This window comes from Absicoccus porci (assembly GCF_003725415.1).
GTDB classification, from domain to species: domain Bacteria; phylum Bacillota_I; class Bacilli_A; order Erysipelotrichales; family Erysipelotrichaceae; genus Absicoccus; species Absicoccus porci.
In genome coordinates, this window is the sequence record NZ_RJQC01000001.1 from 436,417 (window position 1) to 452,834 (window position 16,418).

Consider the following 16,418-nt stretch of genomic DNA (forward strand, 5'->3'; position numbering starts at 1 on the left):
TAGTGAACCCCAAATTTTGAACAAAGCTAAATAGAGATTAAGGCTTGATTTCTTGCTTGGCAAGGGGTCAAGCCTTTTAATCGTGTTTGTATGCGCTCTGTATTGTAATAGTCTATGTATTCTTTAATTGCGTTGCGTAGTTCATCTATTGTTGTAAATTCATATTCATGTCCATAAAACATTTCATTTTTCAACTTCCCAAAAAAGTTTTCCATGACACAGTTATCCAGGCAATTGCCTTTCCTTGACATGGATTGAATGATTCCTTTCTCTTCCAGTCTTTTATGATAGGCCTGCATCTGATATTGCCAGCCTTGATCAGAATGGAAGATCAATCCGTCCAGATTGAGATGTTTCTGAAATGCTTTATCCAACATGTCTGTTATTTGTGCAAAGTTAGGGCTTGTGGATAAATTATATGACACGATCTCATGACTATACATATCCAGGATTGGAGATAGATACAATTTGCCGGCTGCTATATGAAATTCCGAAACATCGGTTGTCCATTTTTCGTTGACGGTCTTTGTCTTGAAATTGCGAGTGTAGTATGTTTTATGTTCTTCTTCATCCACTACCTTATCTAGCAGTAAATTCTTTACTGTCCCATTCATATCTCCTTTATATGACCGATATTTCGCCCGTGGTGTTGCTCCGGCTAATCCCATTTTGTTCATCAATCGTTGTATTAATTTATGGTTTACATGGAATCCAGCATTTGATAGAGCCAGTGTTATTCGTCTATATCCATATCGTGTTTTATGATCATAGAAAATGGTTATTATCCTGTTCATCAGTTCATCATATTTCCAATCTGGATCCGAATGAGTACACCAGTAATAATAATCACTTCTACTGATATGCGGCAGTGTATCTGAACTGTTGATCGCATTCAATATAAATGACAATGAACGCTTTGTTTCCTGCCTTAGCTCCGTTACTGCCTGTGCTATTTCTTGTTTTCTCGCTTTTTTTTTGCCGTAACTAAGGCATCTAATTTTTTTAAGTATTCTTGCCGTATCATAAGAATCTCGTTCTGCTTGCGTAACTTTGCATTCTCTTCCTTCAGTGCTTTGTTCTCCGCTTGCAGATTGTTCGTCTTCTTTTTCATGAGACTTTCTCCCTCGTTTCTTTACAACAACAGTATACTCATTTTCTTCGAATTCTTTAATCCATCTTGTTAAAGTGCCTTTGTCTGATAATCCAAGATCAATAGATACAGACGTTATACTTTCATCATTTATTAATACTCTATTAATTGCAGTTAATTTAAATTCTGAAGCATAGTGATGTGAACAATGCTTCGTGCTTTCCAGACCATGTGCATCGATCAGACGAATAAGATAATTGATACGCGATTTATTTACTTCGTACTCTTCAGAAAGTGAAGAAACGGTCTTCCCGTTTTTACGTTTTTGATAAATTTCTTTTTTCTGTTTTTCTGTCAATTTCATAGAAAAAGTGAACCCTCCTGTTGAACTTCATTTTGTCCAACTTTCTGGGTTCACTACACTNGTTTTTGATAAATTTCTTTTTTCTGTTTTTCTGTCAATTTCATAGAAAAAGTGAACCCTCCTGTTGAACTTCATTTTGTCCAACTTTCTGGGTTCACTACAGTCGCAATTCAAAATTGACCAGTTTTTTTATTATGCTTCTTAATGGGTTTTTATAATCAAAAGGAGGCAAAAAAGAGATGAAAACGATTATGCAAAAGTAGGAAATCATTCGATTGAAGAAGGAGGGATGGAATGATAATAAGATTTTCAAGACATTTGGTGTTTCCAGAAATACGATTCCAAAGTACGAAAGATCCTATTGCAGCAATCTGTAGGAACTATTAAAACTTGATCCAAATGTGGACACACACAAGATCATTGAAACGTTGATCGATGATCCGTCCTATAATTCATCAAGACGAACTGCCAGAAAGTATTCCGAAGGAATGGATATCCAACTGCGTAAGATCCTGACCGATGAAGAAAACAGGACCAGACGCTAGGGACCGGGCCATAAGCAGGCCTTAAATGACAGGCAGATCTACCAGCTGTTGATCGATCAGGGATTTGATATTGGTGAAACAACGATACGAAATCGGCTGCGAGTCATTAGAGATGAAAAAAAAGAAGCTTTTATTAAACAGGAATATGATTACTGTGACCGATTTGAATACGATTTTGGCGAAGTAAGACTGATTATCGATGGCAGGAATATAAAAGGATACCTGGCCGTCCTGGTCTGTCCTGCATCCGGATTTCGCTGGGCCTATCTGTATCGCAATTCGAAGATGGATGTCTTCCTGGATTCACATGTACGTTTCTTCGAGATGCTTGGCGGATCTTTCAAGGAAGGGGTCTATGACAATATGAAGAATGCGCTAGAGAGGCACGATTAAAAGATATGAACTTTGAAGATTTTTTGGGAGAACTGTAGAAAAATGAAGTGGAACTCCGAACCAGAAACAGTATAAAGACGAGGATAAGACGGGCAAAGTTTCTCTATCCGATGATCTTGCAGGATTATCAAAAAGAACATCTAAGCATAGAGATACGACAAAAAATTCATGAACTGGAGACGCTTGAATTCATCGACAATAAGCTGAATATCATATTGATTGGCAATCCGGGAAGGCAAAACGGCACTGAGCATCGCATGGGGAACAGAAGCATGTCAGCAGGGCAAGAAAGTATTGTTTGTGAGCATACCGACCCTTTTGATAGAACGGAAAGAAGCAATGAATCAAAATCAAATAACGATGTACAAAAGAAAATTTGAAAGCTATGACCTGGTCATACTGGACGAGCTGGGATACTGCACATTCGACCAAGAACGAGGAGAGATATTGTTCAATCTGTTATCCAGCCGAAATGTAAAAGGAGCCATGATCATCACATCCAATCTGACATTTGATTGGTGGAATGAAGTGTTCAAAGACCAGGTATAAACAGGAGCAATCATTGACAGACTGGCATACATGTCTTACCTGATTGACATGTCTGGAGATAGTTATAGAACTCTGGCAACAAAGAATTGGAATTCAAAAAATGGTTCAACAACCAATCAATAGCTATTAAAGTATTCAGAAAAAATCGAAGATATTTCATCACGTTTCAGGATGAATATCTTCGATTCGAGAATGAATAGTTGGTCAGTTTTCAGTTGACAAATATTATCGCAGTTCTTATGGATTTGACAGTTTGAAGATGCTCGAATGTGTTTTGTTGGCTTTTGCTATGATAAAAGCTGCCTCCCATCTGTTAGATTTTTGAGCTAACTTTTTTTGGGGGAGTAGCTTGGCTCATAGATCAATGCGAAAATGCTTCTATTCGTTACAGTCCCTTTTTCTTTTGTTATTTAAGAGTTTAACCTATGCTATACTATAGAAAATGCATGTGGAGGAATTCTTATGAAGTGTACACATTGTGGTCATGAATTAAATGGAACAGAAAAGTTTTGTCCCAATTGTGGACAACCAGTCGATATACAACCAGCCGAAACGATAGAAGCACACCCAAATATCCAATGGTATTTTGTCGAAAATAATGAATCCAAAGGGCCTTTTACGGAATCACAAATGAAAGAATTTTATGATTCGGGACGTATCAACGATTTGACCTATGTATGGCATGATGGACAATCCGATTGGGAGTCCCTAAAAGTTTCGGGTTTAGCTTTTGGTGAATCTCAGGAAACAAAAGTGGATGGATGGTATTTCATCGATCTTCACCAAAACCAGCATGGGCCCTACACCAAAGCGCAAATGAATGGTTTTTTAGCCAATAATACTATTGGTGCTAACACCTATGTCTGGCGAGAAGGTATGGCGGATTGGGATACCTTAAATCATACGGAATTATATAGTCAATCCATGTACCCACAGATGCAATCCAATGAATCTTTATTCATCAAGCATCGAAGTATACTTTCTTGCATCCTATTGAGTATTTTTACTTGTGGAATCTACGCTATATATTGGCAATACAGTATTGCCCGTGATATGAATACCTTGCTTCGGTCCAATGGCTATCCAGAAGATACAAGTCCGGCGCAAGTGGTGATTTTTTCGTTTATTACCCTTGGTATCTATGGCATTTATTTCTTGTACAAAGTTGCTAAAAACCTGAATCAGATTGAAGATGTGTATAACAATAATGCTCTATTATATGTGATCTTAAGTATTTTTGGACTATCTATTGTAGCTTATGCCATTATCCAGGATAACATCAATCATAGGGTAGATGCATAATATATCCTTGACAATATGATTCACTGTTCTATAATATTGAGGTAAATCAGATGAAGATAGAGGCAGCGATGCGTCAGAGTATGAAATGGAGTTGGCAGACGGTGAAGTTTCAGAAAGGTAATCATCGCCGAAAGAAATAAAATGGCAATTTTATTTCTTGGGGTTCTAAGAAATACTTAGTTCACTCCTTCGTTGCAGAAGAGGCGTTATCTGAAAGCAAGGCATGTAGGCTATGTGAAGATAACACATAGCCTTTTTTCTTCATTTGTAGAAAAAGGAGAGAGAGAAATGAAAAAATTATTAACGGCAATCGCGGTTGCATCCTTAAGCATGTCTTTGGTGGGTTGTGGCAGTGGTTCTTCCAATTCAAGTGCAGATTCAGACACATTTACAGTAGGTATGGAATGCAACTATGCACCATTTAACTGGCAACAAAGTAAGAAATCATCTACAGCTTCCAAATTAGGCAGTGGAGCTGGTTATTGTGATGGTTATGATGTTGTCATGTCTCGTAAAATTGCGAAAAAATTAGGTAAGAAATTGGTGGTTAAGAAAATTAGTTGGGATGGTTTACAACCAGCTGTTGAATCGGGTGAAATCGATGCCATCGTTGCCGGTATGACCGCCAATAAGAAGCGTGAAAAAGGAATCGATTTTACAACACCTTATTATCAAAGTGAAACCGTCATGATCGTTCGTGCAAATAGTGAACAAGCCGGTTATACGAGTATTCAACAGTTCTCTGGACAAAAAGTCATGGGACAAAAGAATACAAACTATGATACGATCATTGATCAGATCAATGGCGTAAAACACGAGACACCAAAAGCAACGTATCCAGAATTGGTGGTTGCTCTACAAAATGGTGATGCCGATGGTATTCCAGCTGAATTACCAGTTGCCAATGGTATCGTATCCGCCAACCCAGATTTGACCATCGTACATTTTGCCGATGGCCAAGGATTTGATAATGATACATCCGTATCCATTGGTTTAAAGAATGGAACACGTAAAACAAAATACTTCAAGAAAGTGCAGAAAGCTTTGGATTCTATCTCTCAAGAAGAGCGAATGAAATTGATGGAAGATGCTGTTAAGCGTGCACCTACAGAAGACTAATAAAGTGAGGAGTAGATAGAATGCAAATTGATTTTGCGTATGCATGGCAAACATTAGTAAAATCGTGGCCCATGTTTGCTTACGGAATTCGTTTAACAATGGAATTTGCCATTGTTGGTACCTTAGTTGGTTTACTTTTAGGATTGGTTGTCGGCGCTATTCATGCCGTGGACATTGATCCATTTGATAAACCAATTACGCGATTTTTCAAACATTTAGGCCACATTATTACTGGTTTATATGTTTGGGTATTCCGTGGAACACCAATGATGGTACAAGCCGTATTCTTGTATTATTTATTGAAGCCAGCTTTGGGATGGACAGGCTTTACGGCTGGTATGTTTATCATTTCTATCAATACGGGTGCCTATATGGCTGAAATCATTCGTTCAGGTATTCAGTCCATTGATAAAGGCCAAACAGAAGCTGCTAAATCTATTGGTATGACCAATACGCAAACGATGATGCAGATCATCTTCCCACAAGCCATCAAAAATACCTTTCCGGCACTTGGTAATCAATTGATTGTCAATATCAAGGATAGTTGTATGTTGAATGCCATTGCTGTTACGGAACTTTACTTCCAAGCCACTTCGATTGCCGGATCCAACATGCGTTATATTGAAGTCTATATGGTAACTGCTATTCTCTATTTGATTCTAACCACTATTGCGACGATCATCTTGAACTATGTCGAAAAGAAAATTAATCACACCGACAAAGTGTCCTTTAAAGCCAATGTCTAGGAGGAATCAAAATGAGTGATACAGTTATTAAAATCGAACATCTACAAAAACACTTTGGTAAACTCCAAGTATTGAATGATATCAACTTCCAAATCACCAAGGGACAAGTCGTGACGATCATTGGTTCATCGGGATCGGGGAAAAGTACGATGCTTCGTTGCATCAACTTATTGGAAGTACCCGATGGCGGAAAGATCTATTATGAAGGAAAAGATATCTTAGGTGGTGACTTAGATGTCACGAAATATCGATCCAAAGTATGTATGGTTTTTCAGAGTTTCAATCTTTTCAATAATAAAAATGTTTTGGATAATTGTACTATAGGGCAAATCAAAGTCTTAAAACGCTCCAAAGCCGAAGCCGAAAAGATTGCGATGGAACATCTAAAAACCGTTGGTATGGAATCCTTTGCTCATGCCGCAAGTACTACACTATCGGGTGGACAAAAACAACGAGTTGCCATTGCCAGGGCTTTGTGTATGAATCCGGATGTCATCTTATTTGATGAACCAACCAGTGCACTGGATCCAGAAATGGTTGGTGGTGTATTGGATGTCATGAAAGATCTAGCCAAAAAAGGAATGACCATGGTCGTGGTTACTCATGAGATGCAATTTGCTCGTGAAGTCAGTGACTATGTTGTGTTCATGGACCAAGGTGTCATTGCTGAAGCGGCAGAACCGGAAGAGTTATTTGGCCATCCAAAAGAGGAAAGAACAAAACAATTCTTATCTCGGTATTCAAATCGCTAACGTCGTAGAAATACGACGTTTTTTTGTTATAATGAATACCAAGAGTGGGGAAGAGATATGAAAAAATATGGTTATTTATGATTTGCGCTTTGGTTTTGAGCGGATGTGGACCTTATTCCAAAGCAGAGAAAGCTCAATTAAGAGCAGATGGTGTATATTTAAGAGCAGGTGGTGTATATTCACAAGCCAAAGATTGTGCACATACGGATAGTGTGAAAAAAGATACGGATCCAGCCTATTTGGTCAATAAATTCTATGCTTTGCCAAAAGGGTATGAACCCAATGATTTAGAATCAATAGCCAGTGTTTGTACTGTAGGGGATACCGGATGCAACAGTGATGAACTTTATTTACGAAAAGAGGCAAACTCCGCTTTTCAAAAAATGGTGAAATCGGGTAAAAAACATGTGAAGATCGTTGCCATTTCGGGATATCGAACGTATGATTATCAATTGAATTTATGGACAACCAATGCCCAAACGTATGGGCAAGACTATGCCGATGCGTATTTTGCCCGAGCAGGTCAAAGTGAACACAATACCGGACTAGCAGTTGATATTACCTTTAATGATCATCCTTTTAACGAAATTGAAAACTACAAAGGCTATAACTGGATCTTAAAAAATATGCATACGTATGGATTTATCTTGCGTTATCCCAAAGAGAAAGAAAAGGTGACACGCTATAACTATGAAAGTTGGCATCTACGCTATGTAGGAAAAAAGGTAGCGAAGACTTGTTTTGAAAAGAATTGGACATTAGAAGAATATTGGGGGAATCAATGAAAAAAATCAACAAAAAGAAAGCACGACGGAATCGTGCCATATTGGTAGGTATCGTTGTGGTATTATGTATTGGTTTATTTAACCATACGCGCTTGCAGCTGTGGCATGCTGGATATACCTTTGATCAACAAACCGTGATCCTGCAAAGTGATGATATATCGCATTATCTAGATAAAAAAATCGATATCGATGCATGGGATACCAAGAAAAACAATCAACATTATTATGACTATGCCACCGTTCATCAACAAACCGGACTTTCGAAAGCCAAGACCATTGCGTATGTCGATGGTGTCTATCAAGTGGTTCCATCCCTGAAAAAACTGGGTTATTCGATGGATACGATTCGTTCGTTGATGAAACAACATATGTCTCTTTCCGCTATGAGGGCTTTAGCCAACAGCAAAGTGTCTTATACCACGGCAAAAAAATATATAAAGATCAATGGCTTTGTGGCACAAGACCTGAAAAAATATGTAGCTTCCAGGAAAAAGCCATTGGCTACCATATTATCCATTTCTCATGCGCAGATCAATTCCAAAAATAAGATGACACGGACTTATAGAATTGCCAATCCTTCGTATTTGACTTTAGTGAAAGATGGCTATGGTATTTCGAAAAACTATGTGCCCAATGATTTGGTTACCGTAAATGTGGCTACGGCTTCTGCGGATACACCGAATAAAATGCGTAAGGCTGCGGCCACGGCTTTAGAAAAAATGGCCAAGGCGGCCAAGAAAAAAGGCTTGGAACTGGTAATCAACAGTGCCTATCGATCTTATACGCAACAAGAAGAACTATATAATGAATATCATGCGATGTATGATACGGAAACAGCCGATAGTTTAGTGGCAAAACCAGGATATAGCGAACATCAATTGGGCTTAGGCGTTGATATGACCAGTCAAAGTGTCGTAGATGGAAAGTATTCGACATTTGGTGAAACGAAAGAATATCAATGGATGAAAAAGAATGCCTATAAATATGGATTCATTCTTCGTTATCCATCTTCCAAAACAAGTATAACGGGTACTTCGAATGAACCATGGCATTATCGTTATGTTGGAAAGAAAGCTGCGAAAGAATGCTATATAAACAATTGGACATTAGAAGAATATATTTTACATCACGGTTTTGATACCAAAATAATATATGCCGAGTAGATTCTACTCGGCACCTTCATATTCATCATCATTGTCGTATTCATCATCGTCATTTTTGGGTTCGGGTGGATCCATCTTGAAAATAGGTCGAATGGTCATTCCTAGCAATAAGTAACGAACGACATCAAAAGCAATATAGAAAATAAACGTTCGTACTGGATACGTAGTATCTTCCGCTCGAATATAGCCAATAAACGTTGGCAAATAACAAGCAATGCGAATCAGCTCACCTAAGATACAAGCTTTGACCAGTTGTTTCGATTTGGGGTGTTCATAATACATGAACAAAACCGGAACGGTCCATAAGATTGCACTAATCAGGCAGGATACAAACATATCATGATTGGCAAAAATGTATTGGTAATCATTGCTGGCAAACAAACTATGAAAGATTTGAATGAGAATAGGGAATAGCCCTAAACTGCTATAGACCACAATACCAATACGCACGGCCAGTTTTTGATACGTTAAGGTCTCGACCAAAGCCTCCGATACCTCATCATCAATTTCTTGATGAGGCAATTCCACTTGTGGCTGCTCCATATCTACGACTTGTACGGTATCATCTTCTCCCATATTCAATTGTGATATGGTTTTCTTTTGTTGCTTCGCTAGATCTTTGGCAAAACGAGGATCTTCAAAATTGCCATTTTCATCGACTTCAACGATATGATCAAAAAAGACCTTTGAAGACGGATTATTTTTTAAATAATCGCCCGTACTCCATAAGACTTGTAGCTTTACGATCATGCAAACCAGTAAAACCAAATACGAAAGCAAATGTCCCATATCGGTAATGGCCGTGGAAATAGGCACATACAACATGGCTACCGACAAAGCAAAAGCTACCCAATAGATATAACGATATATTTTCGATCCCGTTGTTAATAAGATAAAGATGACCATATAAATACCAACTTGCGAAAGTAAAATACCAGATAACAACACATCAAAACCATTGGCATCCACTTTTAAAAAAGCCGTATTTAAGGCATAAGCCACACCTACACTATAAGCAATCAAAAAAAGAAGCGTAATCAATAGGCGTCGCTCAACACGTCTTCGACAATTTCGATACAGGATCAAATCTTGTTGATTGACATTATTCATATGATTTATTATATCATATATAGAAATGGAGATAAAATATGAAGCAAACTGTAACATTACATACAATCGTAGAAAAAGCACATTTAGCCTCTACCATGAAAAGTGGATCCTTGGACGTTTTAGCTACCCCACAGATGATTGCTTGGATGGAACAAGCCGCATGCATGTGTTTGGAACTTGAAGAAGGACAAACCAGTGTTGGTATTGCGATGAATGTGACACATGATGCTCCAAGTCCACTTGGCGCCGAAATTACCATTCAAGCCACAGTAACTGAACAAAAAGGACGTATTATTCATTATGAAGTGAAAGCATATCAAGGCGATACATGTATTGGTAAAGGGGAACATACACGCTGTATTGTCAACAGTGAGAAGTTCTTGGCAAAAGTATATAAATAAACGTTGGAAGACGAATGACATTCCATTCGTCTTTTTTCGTTGCGAAAAATGGGACCAGATGGGTCAAAAGTGAAAATAAGACAGAGAAAATCGGTCTAAAATCGCCAAAAATAGCATGTTTTCGCAAACTATGATAGTATAAGTTTATGAATAAGAAGAATCAAAAGCGATTACAAATGCTGAAAGAAAGTTATCGTCATCATAAAAAAGGTCTCTTTATTACGGTCTTGGTGATTTTCGCTTTAGTTATTTGTGTTCCGCAAGTGGATGCTTTGATCCATCCCAAACGCTACATTGCCTGTAGCGGAGATACCTTGGAAGTAACCGTATCTTATTACGCTAAAAATGATGAAGCAGGGCAACGTGTTGTATCAATTCCACGAGGATCGGAAGTTGAACTACGCGAATTGGGTGAAAAGACATCAACTATCGTATATAAAAACGAGACATTGACCGTAGATAATGATCATTTAGTTGATAATCTAGAAGATGCGATTCAAATTAAATATGTGTATCCTCGACGATTATTAAATTTATTGATCAATAAACAAGGAAAGCTTTCGGACATGGTGGTTCGTAAAGGCGAAAAAGTGAAAGTCGTTTCCGTCAAAACGGAAGACCTAGATCGTAAGACCGGTCGTATCCAATGGTATCAAGTCAAGAAAAATGGTAAAAAATATTGGATCAATGGAGCGCATGTTGAAACAACCAAAAGTGCTGCCACTGCCAATTATGCCCAAGACATTACGTATTCAACCTATTGGGATGATTATTATGGTAAGGGATACTCCAAAGATGCCTATGTTGATCAAATCGATTATAAACCACAACCGGCCTCTCGGTATGCAGACAATCCGATTCGTACGGATATCAATTCGGTTCATGTTTCTCTCAGTAACTTAAAAAATCATAAAAAATATTATTTATCACTGATCAAAAAAACCGGAATCAACTCCATTACCATTGAATGTAAAGGCGATGGCGGAAATCTATTCTATGATAGTGATGTTCCCAAGAAATATTTATCCAAACCATCTGAAGCTTTGACGGGATCTGTCATGTCAAAACAAGAATTGAAAGATTTGATTCATGAATTTCAAGATGCCGGCTATTACATGATTGCACGATGTGTCACATTTAAAGATTCCATTTTTGCGAAACAAAATAAAAAAGAAGCCATTGTGGATAAAAAGGGCAACTTTATTGAAATCAATGATGAATATTGGCCAAGTATTTATTCACGCAAAGCCTGGATGTACAATGTGGACATCTGCAAAGAAATTGCCCAGATGGGCATCAATGAAATTCAATTTGATTATTGCCGTTTTCCAGATGGTACAGCCAGTCAAAAAGATGATTTGAATATGCGCAATACATACAATGAAAGTAAGGCCGCTGCCATTCAAGGCTTCTTTACATACGCAAAAGATCAGATTAGTCCGTATCATGTATATGTGGCCGCCGATGTTTTCGCATGGCCGATCGTTGTGCAAGATGACCAAGATATTGGCCAGTTCTTCCCAGCCATTGCGAATGTTGTTGATGTCGTTTGTCCGATGCCATATACCGATTTATTCTCTCAAGGCGCTATGGATATTGCCGATCCAACCGCGGTGCCAAAGAAAACCTTGTATAAGTTCTCCACCATTGCGAAGCGACAAATGGATGAAATTGGCACCCAAGCTATCTATCGAACTTGGATCCAAGCCTATAGTCCATTTGATGCAAGCGACGTCAAAGCGGAAATCAAAGGAATCAATAAAGCTGGATTTGAAGGCTATCTAATTTGGTTTGGCAATGGGGATCCCAACGATCTAAAAGGTGTACAAAAAGGTTTTGTTGATAGTAAGATCAAAAACTGAGCAATCATTTGCTCAGTTTTTTATATAGGCCCAAAAGGATCAGGGCCCCTAAGGTATCAATGCCTACATCGATGGGACTGCCACTTCGACCCGGAATAAAGAGTTGATGGAATTCATCTGTACAAGCATAAAGGATAACGATCCCAAGCGTTGTTTTAATGGTTGGTTTTTCTTGTGCCTGATAGACACAAAAAGCCAATAAAGCATAGATAGACATATGCGCTGCCTTGCGAATGAACCACACCTGTATATGCCCATGAAATAAATGATAAAACCAACCACTTTGCAGATTCGAAGCACTCGCATTTTGATTGGAAAACCAGAAAATTAGGATCATCACCAATATCGAAAGAAGTTTCCACACAAGCTTACGCATGTTGCACCTCCAATAGTTGAATCGCTAATTGATATTGTTCTTTAGAAAACAAATTATATGTCTTGATACAATGGCCTGGAAAATCAGCACGCATATCAATATCATCCAATACAAGATACACTTGGATATGATGGGCTTCAATATAAGCACGAATCTTATGAGGACGGGATTGATTTTCTTTTGAAGTTGTATCGATGACATATGTATCCAATTGACGCAAACTCAATAACGCTTTGATTTGCTTCAAAGAATAAAATTCTTTCCAAGAAGAGGTCACAACGATTTTTAAATCAAACCGATCACAAAGATTTTTGACATATCGACAAGCATCCACATCGAAATTCGTATTGACCTGACCAATCGTATAAGTCGGGATGTGTAAAAAGCCTGGATGCTTCCATATACGCAACCATTTCTTTCGATCTGGCTTGACCTCTTGTTTATACATATAGGGATTAATGACCCCATCAAAATCTAAAAAAAGAATTCCTCGCATATAAAATATTGTAACCGAGACTCAACGCTTTTCCAACTGTGATAGAATAGAAACATAGGAGGAACTCACATGAAGCAACATATCGTCCTATTAACAGGCATGTCTGGCGCTGGAAAATCAAGTGCTATGAACGCCCTTGAAGATTTAGGCTATTATTGTATTGACAATTTTCCTAAAGAATTATTACCTCAATTGGAAAATGTCTTACAAAAAGAACAAAAATACGAATATATCGCATTATCCGTTAGTGCGATTGATTATATGACCTTTTTTAACTTTTTCGATGACACTTCATCGGATATCCAGATTATTTTCTTAGATTGTAGCGATGAAGAATTATTATTACGCTATCGTTTTACGCGAAGAAGACATCCCCTGATTGCCAATGGTATGGCTACGACGTTAGAAGAAGCCATTGAATTGGAACGGGATTACTTCAATAAAATGCAAGGCAATCAAAAAGGAACCATTCATTTTGATACGACCAAGATGTCAACATCCGAACTCGCAAAGCGGATTCGCAATCGCTTTAAAGGCAATGATACTGCCAAATTTACGATTACTTTTCAATCGTTTGGCTTTAAACATGGTCTCCCCATGGATGCGGATATAGTGATTGATGTACGCTTTTTACCCAATCCATTTTATGAACCCGCATTGCGAAAGAAAACCGGAAATGATAAAGCCGTGTATGACTATGTCATGATGGCGCAAGAAACCCAAGATTTTATTACTCGTTTGAAAGCTTACTGTGATTTTGTGTTTGCAGCTTATAATGAACAACACAAATCCCATATGATTGTTGGCGTTGGCTGTACAGGTGGACAACACCGCTCTGTGACCATTTGTAACTGGTTATACGATACCTATAAAGATACCTATCGTTGCTTTAAAAGCCATCGCGATATCGGAGATCAAGAAATCGGATGAAAAACGTAGTCGTAATTGGTGGCGGATCGGGGCTTTCCAGTATGTTGAGCGGTATGAAAAAACTGGAAAATGCCAATATCACGGCCATTGTTACCGTTGCTGATAATGGTGGCAGCACCGGCCGATTACGCCAAACGTATAATGTTCCTGCAATTGGTGATATTCGCCATGTCTTGACTGCCATGGCCAATGTCGAAGATGAATCGTTATTTGCCGAACTGATGAATTATCGATTCAGTGGCAATAAAGATATTGGGGGACATAATTTAGGGAATCTGATGTTTTTGGCTTTAATGGACATTACCGGATCCTTTATGGGAGCCATTGAAGCCATTAGCCATGTCTTGAATGTACGGGGGAAGATCGTACCAAGTACCTTAGATATTGTGACTTTGTATGCGATGATGGAAGATGGAACAATGATTCGTGGGGAAGAATCCATTCCTAAAGCCCACAACAACATCAATAAAGTCTTTTACCAACAAAAAGTCCATCCCTATTTGGATGCACTGGAAGCTATTCGTGATGCTGATTTGATTATCTATGGAATTGGATCGTTGTATACCTCGATCATCCCGAATTTGATCATTCCCGAAATTAGTCAAGCCATTCATGATAATCCATGTCCAAAGATATATTTTTGTAATGCGATGACCCAGCAAGGAGAAACCGATGGGTATAGTGTAGAAGACCATATTCGCGCCTTAGAAAAACATTCCTTTAAAGACGCTGTTGATCTTGTGGTCGTGAATCAATCGTATATCCCAAGACCCATATTGGAGACGTATGCGAAACAGCATTCCTATCCAGTGGAAATCAAAGAAACCGAACATGACTATGGCATTATGCAACGATTATTGGTACAATTTGATGTCCAAGGACGCATTCGTCATGACCCGAAAGCAGTTTGTACAGCGGTGGCCGAAATCTTGGAAAAGATAGATAGTAAGGAGGATCTACGTGTCCTTTACCAGCGAAGTGAAAAAACAAATCTGTAAAGAACCAACCGATCGAAATCAAGCACGGGCACAAATTTGTGCCCTCTTTCAAATGCGCGCAAGCATGCATATGAACTTTCGAGGAATGTCTGTTTCTTATCAAACCGAAAACGCAACAATTGCCAAACATTTGTTTCAAATGTTGAAACAAGTATATGAAGTGAATCCCCGATTATCCGTCATTCGCAATATGCGCTTAAAAAAAAGCAATATGTATCGTGTAGAAATCTATGATAAAGCCAGTGAAATTTTAGATGATCTCGGCATTCTGACCGATACTGGCATTCACTATAAACCACTGGGTCGATTGATTCGTTCTGATAAAATGGCTAGGGCTTATTTATGTGGTTGTTTTCTAGCCAGTGGATCGATTAATGATCCCAAAACCGCCAATTATCATCTGGAAATGTCAACCACCGAAAGCGAATTGGCTCAATCCGTTCAACATTTGATGGAACGTTACCATTTGCCCGCAAAAATCACCAAACGGAAAAAATACGAAGTGGTTTATTTAAAAGCCGGTGATAAAATCGCTGATTTCTTGCGCCTATGCAATGCCAGTCAAGCCCTGTTTGAATTTGAAGACAGTCGGATCCAACGTGACTTCTTTAATCAAATGACGCGTTTGGATAATTGTGAAGTGGCCAACGAAATGAAGACCCAAAAAGCAGCTAAAAAACAATTAGAAGCGATTGCGATTTTGGAAGCCAATCCCCAAAAGGTCGATATTTCGGAAAAAATTCGACATGTGATGGAAATTCGTAAACAATTTCCCGATGCCAGTATGAATGAATTATGTGAAGAAGTGTATCGTGCTTATGGCGATATTATATCGAAATCGGGAATGAAGCATCGTTTGAATCGAATCAAAGAGATGGCTGCATCGATTCAGGAGGAATCCGTATGAAAAAATTCATTTTACTATTGGCTCTAAGTCTATGGCTGACGGGATGTTCCAGTTCGGTTGAACTACAAAAACATACCTTTACCTATGAATTGGGAGCCGATGTGTATGGCAATCCAAAGTTATATATCAAAAATGCCGATAAGTATAATACCGACAAAATGGAAGTCGTACCACAATCAAAAGGAATCTATAAAGAAAAGAATCGGTTTGTAAATAAAGGCAAAGATTATTTGGTTTGCGGAACCTATGATTTTACCTTAGTTGATGGTTCTACCAAAATTCCATTTAAGATCAAGATCAAAGATACCCAAGCTCCATTGGTCAATAATTCGCCAACTGAGATTACCTGTACTGTTGGCCAAGAACCCGATTATCAAACCGCCTTTGATGCCAGTGATTTATCGGGTGTGAACTATGAAAGTGATGTGGATACATCCACGACCGGAACCAAATCGACAACGGTTCGAATTTATGATCGCTTTGGCAATAGTGTTGAAAAAAAAGTGAATATCGTCGTTCAATAGTCTATA

18 protein-coding genes, 1 pseudogene and 1 riboswitch are annotated in these 16,418 nt (G+C 38.4%); of the genes and pseudogenes, 15 read left to right on the top strand and 4 right to left on the bottom strand.

All coding sequences use genetic code 11. The features are described 5' to 3' along the window. Positions 1-26: 26 nt before the first annotated feature. Positions 27-1,454, bottom strand: a complete 1,428-nt coding sequence (locus EDX97_RS02225; RefSeq protein ID WP_128519555.1) for an IS3 family transposase — start codon at positions 1,452-1,454, stop codon at positions 27-29. 401 nt (positions 1,455-1,855) lie between these two features. Here EDX97_RS02225 and EDX97_RS11655 point away from each other — a divergent pair, with 401 nt between their 5' ends. From EDX97_RS11655 to EDX97_RS02270, 9 genes and pseudogenes are all read left to right on the top strand, one after another. Then, entirely contained in the window at positions 1,856-1,999 is a 144-nt protein-coding gene (locus EDX97_RS11655; RefSeq protein WP_183164236.1) for a hypothetical protein, read from the top strand. A gap of 48 nt (positions 2,000-2,047) precedes the next feature. Continuing rightward, positions 2,048-2,392: a hypothetical protein gene (locus EDX97_RS02230; protein WP_128519556.1), complete on the top strand. Its 345-nt coding sequence runs from the start codon at positions 2,048-2,050 to the stop codon at positions 2,390-2,392. Between the two features lie 47 nt (positions 2,393-2,439). Continuing rightward, positions 2,440-2,941: pseudogene (locus EDX97_RS11830) on the top strand (ATP-binding protein). 462 nt (positions 2,942-3,403) lie between these two features. Further along, positions 3,404-4,243 (top strand): GYF domain-containing protein, encoded by an 840-nt coding sequence (locus EDX97_RS02245; RefSeq protein WP_128519559.1) that lies wholly within the window; start codon positions 3,404-3,406, stop codon positions 4,241-4,243. 49 nt (positions 4,244-4,292) lie between these two features. Next, a riboswitch (Lysine riboswitch) is annotated at positions 4,293-4,460 on the top strand. 71 nt (positions 4,461-4,531) lie between these two features. After that, positions 4,532-5,362, top strand: a complete 831-nt coding sequence (locus EDX97_RS02250) for a transporter substrate-binding domain-containing protein (RefSeq protein ID WP_128519560.1) — start codon at positions 4,532-4,534, stop codon at positions 5,360-5,362. 20 nt (positions 5,363-5,382) lie between these two features. Then, positions 5,383-6,108, top strand: a complete 726-nt coding sequence (locus tag EDX97_RS02255) for an amino acid ABC transporter permease (RefSeq protein ID WP_128519561.1) — start codon at positions 5,383-5,385, stop codon at positions 6,106-6,108. Between the two features lie 11 nt (positions 6,109-6,119). Next, complete coding sequence (locus EDX97_RS02260) at positions 6,120-6,860, top strand: amino acid ABC transporter ATP-binding protein (protein WP_128519562.1); 741 nt, start codon at positions 6,120-6,122, stop codon at positions 6,858-6,860. A 77-nt stretch (positions 6,861-6,937) separates the two neighbouring features. Further along, positions 6,938-7,645 carry a M15 family metallopeptidase gene (locus EDX97_RS02265; RefSeq protein WP_128519563.1) on the top strand — a complete coding sequence of 236 codons (708 nt, stop codon included), beginning with the start codon at positions 6,938-6,940 and terminating at the stop codon, positions 7,643-7,645. Next, positions 7,642-8,808 carry a M15 family metallopeptidase gene (locus tag EDX97_RS02270; protein WP_245977979.1) on the top strand — a complete coding sequence of 389 codons (1,167 nt, stop codon included), beginning with the start codon at positions 7,642-7,644 and terminating at the stop codon, positions 8,806-8,808. Before EDX97_RS02265 ends, EDX97_RS02270 begins: the two co-directional genes overlap by 4 nt. A 3-nt stretch (positions 8,809-8,811) precedes the next feature. Here the strand turns inward: EDX97_RS02270 and EDX97_RS02275 are convergent, their stop codons facing one another. Then, positions 8,812-9,918, bottom strand: coding sequence for a hypothetical protein (locus EDX97_RS02275; RefSeq protein ID WP_128519564.1), 1,107 nt, complete (start codon positions 9,916-9,918; stop codon positions 8,812-8,814). A 38-nt stretch (positions 9,919-9,956) separates the two neighbouring features. Here EDX97_RS02275 and EDX97_RS02280 point away from each other — a divergent pair, with 38 nt between their 5' ends. Beyond that, positions 9,957-10,319 (top strand): thioesterase family protein, encoded by a 363-nt coding sequence (locus EDX97_RS02280; protein WP_128519565.1) that lies wholly within the window; start codon positions 9,957-9,959, stop codon positions 10,317-10,319. Positions 10,320-10,465: 146 nt separating this feature from the next. Next, the gene (locus tag EDX97_RS02285; protein ID WP_128519566.1) at positions 10,466-12,181 is read left to right on the top strand and encodes a putative glycoside hydrolase; all 1,716 of its coding nucleotides are present in this window, start codon (positions 10,466-10,468) and stop codon (positions 12,179-12,181) included. A 4-nt stretch (positions 12,182-12,185) separates the two neighbouring features. Here the strand turns inward: EDX97_RS02285 and EDX97_RS02290 are convergent, their stop codons facing one another. Both EDX97_RS02290 and EDX97_RS02295 read right to left on the bottom strand, forming a co-directional pair. Continuing rightward, complete coding sequence (locus EDX97_RS02290; protein ID WP_128519567.1) at positions 12,186-12,557, bottom strand: VanZ family protein; 372 nt, start codon at positions 12,555-12,557, stop codon at positions 12,186-12,188. Next, positions 12,550-13,053 (bottom strand): HAD domain-containing protein, encoded by a 504-nt coding sequence (locus EDX97_RS02295; RefSeq protein ID WP_128519568.1) that lies wholly within the window; start codon positions 13,051-13,053, stop codon positions 12,550-12,552. The genes EDX97_RS02290 and EDX97_RS02295 overlap by 8 nt, the downstream gene beginning before the upstream one ends. 69 nt (positions 13,054-13,122) lie before the next feature. On the opposite strand from EDX97_RS02295, the gene rapZ reads away from it, so the two are divergent. Genes rapZ through EDX97_RS02315 form a run of 4 tightly spaced genes read left to right on the top strand, consistent with a single transcriptional unit; the run spans position 13,123 to position 16,412 of the window. Beyond that, entirely contained in the window at positions 13,123-13,983 is an 861-nt protein-coding gene (gene rapZ / locus EDX97_RS02300; protein WP_128519569.1) for an RNase adapter RapZ, read from the top strand. Further along, positions 13,980-14,981: a gluconeogenesis factor YvcK family protein gene (locus EDX97_RS02305; RefSeq protein ID WP_128519570.1), complete on the top strand. Its 1,002-nt coding sequence runs from the start codon at positions 13,980-13,982 to the stop codon at positions 14,979-14,981. Before rapZ ends, EDX97_RS02305 begins: the two co-directional genes overlap by 4 nt. Beyond that, positions 14,944-15,888: a DNA-binding protein WhiA gene (gene whiA, locus EDX97_RS02310; protein WP_128519571.1), complete on the top strand. Its 945-nt coding sequence runs from the start codon at positions 14,944-14,946 to the stop codon at positions 15,886-15,888. The genes EDX97_RS02305 and whiA overlap by 38 nt, the downstream gene beginning before the upstream one ends. After that, the gene (locus EDX97_RS02315; protein ID WP_128519572.1) at positions 15,885-16,412 is read left to right on the top strand and encodes a hypothetical protein; all 528 of its coding nucleotides are present in this window, start codon (positions 15,885-15,887) and stop codon (positions 16,410-16,412) included. Before whiA ends, EDX97_RS02315 begins: the two co-directional genes overlap by 4 nt. The last annotated feature ends 6 nt before the right edge of the window (positions 16,413-16,418 follow it).